The 8,756-nt window shown below is 64.9% G+C and carries 11 protein-coding genes and 1 pseudogene; 4 read left to right on the top strand and 8 right to left on the bottom strand.

All coding sequences use genetic code 11. The features are described 5' to 3' along the window. Positions 1-8 precede the first annotated feature (8 nt). Both AC1DSN_RS14035 and AC1DSN_RS14040 read left to right on the top strand, forming a co-directional pair. On the top strand, positions 9-155 hold the full coding sequence (locus AC1DSN_RS14035) for a winged helix-turn-helix domain-containing protein (RefSeq protein WP_477331222.1): 147 nt from the start codon (positions 9-11) through the stop codon (positions 153-155). Beyond that, entirely contained in the window at positions 152-1,459 is a 1,308-nt protein-coding gene (locus tag AC1DSN_RS14040) for a sensor histidine kinase (RefSeq protein WP_477293806.1), read from the top strand. The genes AC1DSN_RS14035 and AC1DSN_RS14040 overlap by 4 nt, the downstream gene beginning before the upstream one ends. Positions 1,460-1,561: 102 nt before the next feature. Here the strand turns inward: AC1DSN_RS14040 and AC1DSN_RS14045 are convergent, their stop codons facing one another. Both AC1DSN_RS14045 and AC1DSN_RS14050 read right to left on the bottom strand, forming a co-directional pair. Further along, positions 1,562-2,593 carry a D-cysteine desulfhydrase family protein gene (locus tag AC1DSN_RS14045; protein WP_477331216.1) on the bottom strand — a complete coding sequence of 344 codons (1,032 nt, stop codon included), beginning with the start codon at positions 2,591-2,593 and terminating at the stop codon, positions 1,562-1,564. A 76-nt stretch (positions 2,594-2,669) separates the two neighbouring features. Continuing rightward, positions 2,670-3,167 carry a DUF4142 domain-containing protein gene (locus AC1DSN_RS14050; protein WP_477296926.1) on the bottom strand — a complete coding sequence of 166 codons (498 nt, stop codon included), beginning with the start codon at positions 3,165-3,167 and terminating at the stop codon, positions 2,670-2,672. Positions 3,168-3,391: 224 nt separating this feature from the next. On the opposite strand from AC1DSN_RS14050, the gene AC1DSN_RS14055 reads away from it, so the two are divergent. After that, on the top strand, positions 3,392-3,997 hold the full coding sequence (locus tag AC1DSN_RS14055; RefSeq protein ID WP_477296928.1) for a hypothetical protein: 606 nt from the start codon (positions 3,392-3,394) through the stop codon (positions 3,995-3,997). 71 nt (positions 3,998-4,068) lie between these two features. Here the strand turns inward: AC1DSN_RS14055 and AC1DSN_RS14060 are convergent, their stop codons facing one another. Then, complete coding sequence (locus AC1DSN_RS14060) at positions 4,069-4,242, bottom strand: DUF1328 domain-containing protein (RefSeq protein WP_046968321.1); 174 nt, start codon at positions 4,240-4,242, stop codon at positions 4,069-4,071. A 201-nt stretch (positions 4,243-4,443) separates the two neighbouring features. Here AC1DSN_RS14060 and AC1DSN_RS14065 point away from each other — a divergent pair, with 201 nt between their 5' ends. Continuing rightward, positions 4,444-5,223, top strand: coding sequence for an isocitrate lyase/PEP mutase family protein (locus AC1DSN_RS14065; RefSeq protein WP_477296930.1), 780 nt, complete (start codon positions 4,444-4,446; stop codon positions 5,221-5,223). 192 nt (positions 5,224-5,415) lie between these two features. On the opposite strand, the gene AC1DSN_RS14070 is transcribed toward AC1DSN_RS14065, so the two are convergent. The 5 genes and pseudogenes from AC1DSN_RS14070 to AC1DSN_RS14090 all read right to left on the bottom strand — a co-directional run. Next, positions 5,416-6,009 (bottom strand): hypothetical protein, encoded by a 594-nt coding sequence (locus AC1DSN_RS14070; protein ID WP_477296932.1) that lies wholly within the window; start codon positions 6,007-6,009, stop codon positions 5,416-5,418. 132 nt (positions 6,010-6,141) lie between these two features. Next, positions 6,142-6,969 carry an NADPH-dependent 7-cyano-7-deazaguanine reductase QueF gene (gene queF / locus AC1DSN_RS14075; protein WP_477331218.1) on the bottom strand — a complete coding sequence of 276 codons (828 nt, stop codon included), beginning with the start codon at positions 6,967-6,969 and terminating at the stop codon, positions 6,142-6,144. A 63-nt stretch (positions 6,970-7,032) separates the two neighbouring features. Next, positions 7,033-8,025, bottom strand: a complete 993-nt coding sequence (locus AC1DSN_RS14080; protein WP_477331220.1) for an aldo/keto reductase — start codon at positions 8,023-8,025, stop codon at positions 7,033-7,035. Next, entirely contained in the window at positions 8,022-8,465 is a 444-nt protein-coding gene (locus AC1DSN_RS14085) for a MerR family transcriptional regulator (RefSeq protein WP_213949205.1), read from the bottom strand. The genes AC1DSN_RS14080 and AC1DSN_RS14085 overlap by 4 nt, the downstream gene beginning before the upstream one ends. Positions 8,466-8,567: 102 nt before the next feature. Beyond that, positions 8,568-8,756: pseudogene (locus AC1DSN_RS14090) on the bottom strand (IS110 family transposase); the annotation flags it as partial.

An 8,756-nucleotide genomic window follows, 5' to 3' on the forward strand; every position in this document is an offset into this window, starting at 1 on the left:
ACGCCGAGTTGTTCGACCGCTCGATCGACCTGATGGTGAGTCGTCTTCGCCAGCGCCTCGTCGACGATGCGCGCGAACAGGCGTACATCAAGACGGTCCGCAACGAAGGCTACGTCTTCACCATGCCGGTCACGGTGCTCGGGGAAGCGTCGTGAAGGCGACGCTCCGGCGCTGGATGCCGCGCAGCATCGCGTCGCGCCTGTACCTGATCATCTTCGCCGGTTTGCTGCTAGCGCATGGCATGTCGTTCGGGCTGCTCTTCTTCGAGCGTTACCAGAGCGCCAAGACGATCATGCTCAATACGCTCGAGCACGACGTCGGTACGTCGGTCGCGATCCTTGACCGTCTTCCGGCGGTGGAACGGCCGGCATGGATAAGTCGTCTCCAGCGCGATAACTATCGCTATATCCTCGGGCCCGGCAAGGCCGGCGCCGATCCGATTTCGAATCGCGCGCGTGTCGTCACCGATCTGATCCAGCGTGAAGTCGGACCATCGTTTGCGGTCAAGGCGAACACCGTGTCGATGGGTCCGGAACGCTACCAGGTGCATCTCACCCTGCATGACGGAGAGCCCCTGAGCATCGAGGTGACCCCCCGGGTGATGCCCCTCGCCGACTGGCTGCCCTTCGTCTTCATCCTGCAGATGGTCGTGCTTCTGGTGATTACCTGGGTGGCTGTCCGTCTGGCGACGCGGCCCTTGGTGCGTCTGGCGCGCGCCGCGGAATCCATCACGCCCACGAACGAGGGACCACGGATGTCCGAGGACGGTCCGACCGAGGTGGCACAGGCGGCGGTTGCCTTCAACGCCATGCAGGATCGCATTGCCCTCTACGTGAAGGAACGCCTGCAGATCCTCGTCGCGATCTCGCACGACCTGCAGACACCGATCACACGGATGCGCCTGCGCGCCGAGGGCCTCGAGGAGTGTCCGGAGCGTGGCAAGTTGCTACAGGACCTGCACGAGATGGAGCATCTGGTGCGAGAGGGCGTCGCTTATGCGCGCAGCGCGCACGGCGCGACGGAGACACCGCGCAAGATCGACCCGGCGGCCTTCATGGAAAGCCTGGTGTTCGACTACCAGGACACAGGCAAAGCGGTGAGTCTCACCGGCAGCGTCGACGGCACCGCCATCGTCCGGCCGCAGGCCCTGCGTCGAGTGCTAGGCAACCTGATCGACAACGCGTTGAAGTACGCGGGTGCTGCGGAGGTGGGCATGACGCGCACGTCCGCCGGGGCCTTGTGTATCGAGGTGGCCGACAACGGGCCGGGTATTCCCGATGACGAGCTGGCGCGTGTGCTGGAGCCGTTCTATCGACTGGAGACGTCGCGGAACCGCGATACGGGTGGGACCGGGTTGGGATTGGCGATTGCGGCGCAGTTGATGCTGTCGGTGGGCGGGCGGCTTACGCTTGCGAATCGGGCGGGTGGTGGGTTGGTTGCGCGCGTGGAGTTGCCGTAAGGCCGGCTGGTCGCGCTGAATGTGGGAGCCGATTCATCGGCGATGGTGCTGGCGACACCGCCAGGTATCGCCGCTGAAGCGGCTCCCACACAGAGCATCGCTTCACCCCATCAGGTCCTCGCGATACGCATAAAGCCCCGGCTGCCCACCGGTAGCAACAAACAAAACATGCTCCCCATCGCGCACGACCCCGCTGCGCAGGTCCTGCAACAACCCGGCGAACGCCTTCCCCGAGTACACCGGATCGAGCAGGATGCCCTCGGCACTCGCCATTAAACGCAAGGCTTCCTTCATCGCTGGCGTAGGCACGCCGTAGCCGTCGCCAAGCTGCGACCCATCGACATGCACCTCGTTCGCGGCAAGGTCGGCCGTGGACTCCAGCAGTCCGAGTCCCTCGCGCGCGAGGCCGTGCGTCGTCGCCGCGGTGGCGTCCCGCTCGCCGAGAACGGAATACGCGGATACGCGTGCCGGATCGCGACCCAGGGCGGCGAACCCTGCCACCAGGCCCGCATGCGTTCCGGAGCTTCCGTTCGGAACGACGATACGGTCGAAGCGCAGCCCGAGCTCGTCTTCCTGCTGGGAGATCTCGCGCGCGCAGCGCGCATAGCCGAGCACACCGCGAGGCGTAGAACCCCCGGTGGGCAGGACGACGACCGTATGCCCTTCGTTCCGCAGCGCCTCGGCACGTGCATTGGCGTGGACGAGCGCATTCTCACCGCGCGGCAGCAGGGTCACCGTGGCGCCARACAATTCATCGAGAAGCACATTGCCGTTCTTCTCATAGTCATCTCCCTCCTTGGGAACCATGCGCGCAAGCAGCATTTCGCACGCAAAGCCATGACGGGCGGCCGCCGCCGCCGTCAATCGCGCATGGTTGGACTGGACGCCGCCCACCGTGATCACCGTGTCCGCGCCGATGTCGCGCGCATAGCCAAGGTGATATTCCATCTTGCGCAGCTTGTTGCCGCCGCCGCCCAGCGCCATGACATCGTCGCGTTTGATGCTCAAACGGATGCCTCGCCGCGTCAGGCCGAGTTGTTCTTCGATACGGGAAAGGCGATGTATTGCCGTGGCGTTGTCGAGAAGCGCGATGCGGGGAAGGCGATCGAGAGCGGCAAGGGCATCGTGAGACATGGCGTGTCCGGGAGAATGGGAAGGGCGGGCCCGTCATGATCCGCCGATTCGCCGCCTGCGGCGAGCCCGGGTCGGGTCAGAACGGTGGCAACGAGTCCGCCAGCTTCTCGTGCTCGCGAAGGACGGGCAACGTGTCGTGCGCGAAGGCGCGTATCTCCGTGTCTTCGCCTTTCGTCGCCTCGAGCTCGTAGAGGCCCGCCGTGAGCTTGTGCGAGCGAACCATCAGGTCGGAATAAGCGCGATCGAAGGCCGCGCCGTCGAGGCCCTTGAGACGGTCGATGTCATGTTGCTGCGCCACGTCGGGCGCTGTCGCGATCTGGATGCCCTTGCTACCTGCCAGCTTTCCGAGTTGCTCGTTGCCCTGCGTGTGATCGGTCACCATGCGCGCGGCGTACTTCTTCACGTCGTCCGACGATGCCTGGTCGGCGGCAAGCTTGCCCAGTGCGATCTCGGTGAGGTTGCCGCTGCTCGCCTTGCGGACGAAGTCGGTATCGGCGGCACTGCTTCGCGCCGAGTCGGCCGAGGCCGTGCCCGCGAGACCGAGGGCGAAGATAAGACAGAGGAGCTTGCGCATGACTCATCCTCCAGAGCGAGCGATAGCGCGGGCATTGTGGCGGGTGTTATGCCGAGGGCAGATGAATTTCCCTTCCGGACATGGAGCGCCAGCGTGAGTGCCTGTTTCCGAGCCGGAAGTTGCATCGAAACAGTCGTTTCGAACAAGGAGAGGATTGTCACGGCAAGGACGTTGACGGTCGATGGGACGACGGCCTAGATTTCGCTCCGAATAGGATCAGGCGCGTGCCCGTGTTTATCAATGTTTACTTTATGGCGATGGTTGCACTGGGCATCGTGACGAAAATCGTGTCCATGTGTTTTACGCACGGTATGGAGCGTCGGGTCGACATGGGTCCACTCGGACACATGGGAGCAGGACATGAGCGGTACACCAACGGAGCGCTGCTTGGACTGAGGGATATTCCGACGCGCTTTCTCCGGGTACTCGCGTGGATTCTGCGGGTGCTCGTCGTCGTGTGGACCCTCGGGTACATCGGCGCCATTTACATGGCGTTCTCCACGCACTTCCCGGAACCGGATTGCGATCTGTGCCAGTTCGATCCCCATGGCAAGTCACCGTTGTTCTGGGCGGCTTTCGTCCTCGCGATCATCGTGACGCTCGTTCCTGGCCTGATGAGCATCATGGTCGCGCGCGTCGATCCGCGGCAGGTCGAAGCCACCGGCCGTTTCGACCTGCGGCGAATCAAGATGGGGCTCCGTTGGATATTCCAGGATCGGCCAATGCGCAAGGATGCGGTGGCTGCGGCGCTTCGCCAACTCTGCCGCTGGCTCATTCTGATCGGCATCCTGGACGCCATCGTTATCGCCAGCTTGATGGCGCTGCAATAGCGAATGCCAGATAAGACAACGCCCCGGTCTGGGGCCGGGGCGTTGTCCCTCTTACTCGGTATGCGCGTGGCTTATATCCTGGGTCCGCGACGCAGGCCGCCGAACAGCAGCGACAGGATGAACAGGATAAGGAAGACCACGAACAGGATCTTGGCAATGCTGGCGGCGCCGGCGGCGATGCCGGTGAAGCCGAAGACCGCCGCGATGATGGCGATGACGAAGAAAACTACGGCCCAATGCAGCATGTCGATGACTCCTCTAGTGGCGCGGTAAAAGCGGAATGGGGTGGATGGGCGCCATTCGACCATCGCCGGCCTGAAGCCTGTGTCGTCAACGGGTGAGCCCCTCTCTCACCGGGCCTATGCATCTCCTACACGCAGGACGCCAGTTGCGGCGGCACCGCCAAGGCGCGAAGGTGTGCGGACCTCCCGACAGGATGACCCGCCATGACTGCACAACGCCTTCGAGACCTCCATCGCGGCAGCGAACTGCTCGTCCTGCCCAACGCCTGGGACCCCGCCAGCGCCGCAGTGATACAGCACGCAGGCGCCCCGGCCATCGCCACGACGAGCGCCGGCGTGGCGTGGTCGTGTGGCTGGCCAGACGGCGACCAGCTGCCCGCCGACGAGATGGTCGGCGCCGTGCGCCGCATCCTGCGCGTGGTCGACCTTCCGCTGACCGTCGATATCGAGGAAGGTTGTTCGGAGGATCCCGACGAGGTGGCCCGGCTGGTCGCGACGCTCGTGGACGCTGGCGTGGCGGGCATCAATATCGAGGACGGGTCGAAGTCGCCCGACCTTCTCGTCGCGAAGCTGAAGGCGATACGCGCCACGCTGGGCAGTCGCGACCTGTACATCAACGCGCGCACCGATGTGTACCTGCGCGGCCTGGCAGCGGGGGAAGCGGCGATCGAAGAGGTCACACGTCGCGCGAGCCGTTATATCGATGCCGGTACGGACGGTATGTTCGTTCCCGGTGTCTCGGTGACCGACGACATCCGCCGTCTCGCCGACGCCATCGCGCCGACGCCGCTCAACGTGATGCTGGTGCCGGGATTGCCGTCGCGGGACGAGCTTTTCGCGGCTGGCGCGCGACGCCTGAGCGCCGGTATCGCGTTGTCCCTGGAGGCCTATGCAAACACGGCGCGGATGGCGGCCGAGTTCATGGGCAAGGCGGAGCCAACTGCCGTCAGATATCCCGTACTCAACGCGCTATTGAAGAAATAGGCGAGCAGAGATGCGCCCTGCGTAGGAGCCGATTCATCGGCGATCCCGCGGCAGCGGGCCAGTCTGACGCAAGCACTCAATCGCCGCTGAAGCGGCTCCCACAAAAAAAAGCCGGGCCAATGAAGCCGGTCCAAACAAAAGAGGGTGGCTTGCGCCACCCCCTTTTTCAAAGCATGCGCAGGAAGAAGTGAATTACTTCTTCTTGACGTCGAATGCCTCGTTGCCCACGGCCTGGCCGTTGAGCGAGATGGTGACCTTGTACTTGCCTTCCGGCCATTCGTTCGGATTCTGGATCTTGAACGTGGTGACGGCCGGACCATCCGTGCTGATCGACTGGCTGATGTCGCTGACCGTGGTGGTCGTCTCGCCGTCCTGGTAGGTCCACTTCGCGTTCAACGTGGCGCCGGCGGAGGTGCCGTCGGTAGCGACCGATGCGTAGATGGTCTTGTCCGAGGGGGCGAAGGCGTTCTTGGCCTTGGCGACCTTCTTGTCGCCGCCAACGGCGTTGCCGAGCGTGACCGAACCGACCTTCAGCGTGTCGGCAGCGGCCGGTGCGACGGGGGCAGCCGGAGCGGCGGCGGGCTGGGCAGCGGGAGCAGCAGCGGCGGTCGTCGCGGCAGCAGGAGCCGCCGGAGCAGTGCCTGCGGCGGCCGGTGCAGCCGGTGCGGTGGCAGACGGAGCCGGTGCGGCGTTCTGCTGATCTTCCTTCTTGCCGCAGGCGGTGAGGACCAGCAGACCGGCGACGGTGGCCGTGGCGAGAGCGGACGAACGGAAGGAAAGCTTCATGTCTGGATTCCGATAGTGCTGATCAAAGTCGAATGGGACGAGGCGCAGGGGCCTTATCCCCTTGGCCGCGGCAGGTTACAGGCTACACAACTAAAGGCAAGACCAATGAAGAACGCATGAACGATGCATTCATTATTGGCGTGCGCCACGCGGATTGCCGGGTACGGCGGCGGGGTCCGTGCTTCGGAACGGATTGATATCGAGACCGCCCCGACGGGTGTATCGCGCGTACACGGCGAGCTCGCGGGGCGCGCAGCGCTCACGGATATCCATGAAGATGCGCTCGACGCACTGCTCGTGGAACTCGGTGTGGCTGCGGAAGGAAACCAGATAGCGCAGCAGGCCGGCACGGTCGATCGGCGCCCCCGTGTAAGCGATCTGCACGCTGCCCCAGTCGGGCTGGCCGGTGACCGGGCAGTTCGAGCGCAGCAGGTGCGATACCAGCACTTCGCGGGCATCGCCTTCGTGGGTGCGAAGAAAGTTCGGGCGGGGTGGGCCGTAGCTGTCGAAATCCAGTTCCTGGGCGTCCAGAAGCGCACCCTCGGGCTCGCCGATCGGCGTGCCGTCGAGTTCGCCCGGTGCGCGCAGGATCACCTCGGAGGGCCCGCCGGCTGCTGCCGACAGGTCGCGGACGAGGATCGCGCGCACGGCTTCGGCATCGGGCAGGCGTTCCTGGGCGAAGCTGTTCAGGTAGAGCTTGAAGGACTTGGATTCGACGATATTCGGCGTGGTCGCCGGGAATCGGAACTCCGCCACGGCGACCACCGGCTTGCCGCGCAGGTCCAGCCAGGAGAGCTCGTAGCCGTTCCATACGTCGACGCCGTGGAACGGCAACGCACCGGCGGATACGCCGATCTCGTCGCGCTTGCCCTGGCGGGGAATGGGGTAGAGCAGCCCGGCGTCGTAGCGGTCGGCGTAGACGGTGGCCTTGCCCAGCGGCGAATGATCGGGAGATGACATCCGCCCATTATAGGGAGGGAAGCCCCACCCCCGTTAACCGGGGACGGGGCTGCCGTTCACGGATCAGGCGTTGATGAAGCTCATCATGTTTGTCGCATAGCGGTCGCCCACGGCGGAGTCCGGCGGGAAGATGGCGTCGATCTCGGCCACTTCCGCGGTGCTCAGGGGTACGCCCACCGCGCCGGCGTTCTCGTCCAGGTAAGTCCGACGCCGGGTACCCGGGATGGGAATGATGTCCTCACCCTTGGCCAGTACCCAGGCCAGGGCCAGCTGGCCCGGTGTGCAGCCCTTGTCGGCAGCGAACTTCTTCACCTTGTCGACGATGGCGACGTTCTTCTGGAAATTCTCGCCGACGAACCGGGGGTTCAAGCGGCGGTAATCGTCCTCGGCGAAGTCTTCCGGCCGGGTGATCGCGCCGGTGAGGAAGCCGCGGCCCAGTGGGCTATAGGCGACCAGGGCGATGCCGTGCTCGCGGCAGGCGGCCAGGGTGCCGGTGGTCTCCGGATCCCGGGTCCACAGCGAGTATTCGCTCTGCAGCGCGGCGATGGGATGGACGCTGGCAGCCTTGCGGATGGACTCGGCCGAGGCTTCGGACAGGCCCAGGTGACGCACCTTGCCCTCTTCCACGAGCCGGGCCATGGCGCCGACCGTCTCCTCGATGGGCACGGTCTGATCGACACGGTGCTGGTAGTAGAGGTCGATGTGATCGGTTTTCAGCCGGCGAAGGCTGCCTTCGACCGACTCGCGCACGTATTCCGGGCRGCCGCTGATGCCGCGTTTGTTCGGGTCGTTCGGGTCGCGCACGATGCCGAACTTCGTGGCCAGGAAGACCTGGTCGCGCCGGCCGGCGAGTGTGCGGCCGAGCAGTTCCTCGTTGGTGTGCGGGCCGTAGGCGTCGGAGGTGTCCCAGAAGGTGATGCCGAGCTCCAGCGCACGCTCGAGGGTGGCGATGGATTCCTTCTCGTCCGTGGGGCCGTAGAACTCGCTCATGCCCATGCAGCCAAGGCCGAGCATCGACACCTGGGGGCCGTGCGTTCCGAGTTGGCGGGTCTTCATGCGTTTCTCCTTCGTTTCGAGGGGAGGGCGGCCGGCACCGGCGCGGGAGGCGTCGGTGTTTCGGCAGGGGAAGGGGCGCCGTCTTCGACGTACATCGAGCGGTACAGGGCGATCTTGTCGTCCAGCCGGGCGATGGTCTCGGTCAACGTGACCAGCTCGTCACGCAGGTTGGCGGCATGGCGTGCCAGGAGGTCGCCACGCAGGCGGATGCTCTCGGGCGTCTCGCCCTGGCGCCGCAGCTCGGCATATTCCTGGATCACCCGCATCGGCATGCCGGTGGCGCGCAGCTTGAGCACGAAGTGGATGAAACGCATCTCGGCCTCGCCGTAGACGCGCTGTCCGCTCCGCCGCGGCACCGGATCGATCAGGCCGATCTGCTCGTAGTAGCGCAGCGTATGCGTGGTGAGGCCGGTGGCGAGAGCGGCCTCGGCAATGGTCATCGAATTAGGCATTCGAGAAGCGTACGCCTTCGAGTGCACTCGAAGTCAACAGGGGCAGGCTGCTGTCTCTGGGGCAGCTTTTTGTGGGAGCAACTGTCTTTTTTAGACAGCCGCCCCATGCCGCCATCCGGCCTGATCACGGACCATCGCATTGATGGCCGTGATCAGGCATCGCATGCAGGCAACGATGGCCACCTTGGCTACTTTTCCCCGCGCCCGCAGGGCGCGGTAACGCTCGCCCAGGGCTGTTCCTTTTGCTCTGACGGCGGCCCAGGCGGCCATGTATAACGC

The sequence above is a fragment of the Luteibacter sp. P4_D7_3 genome, from assembly GCF_056401735.1.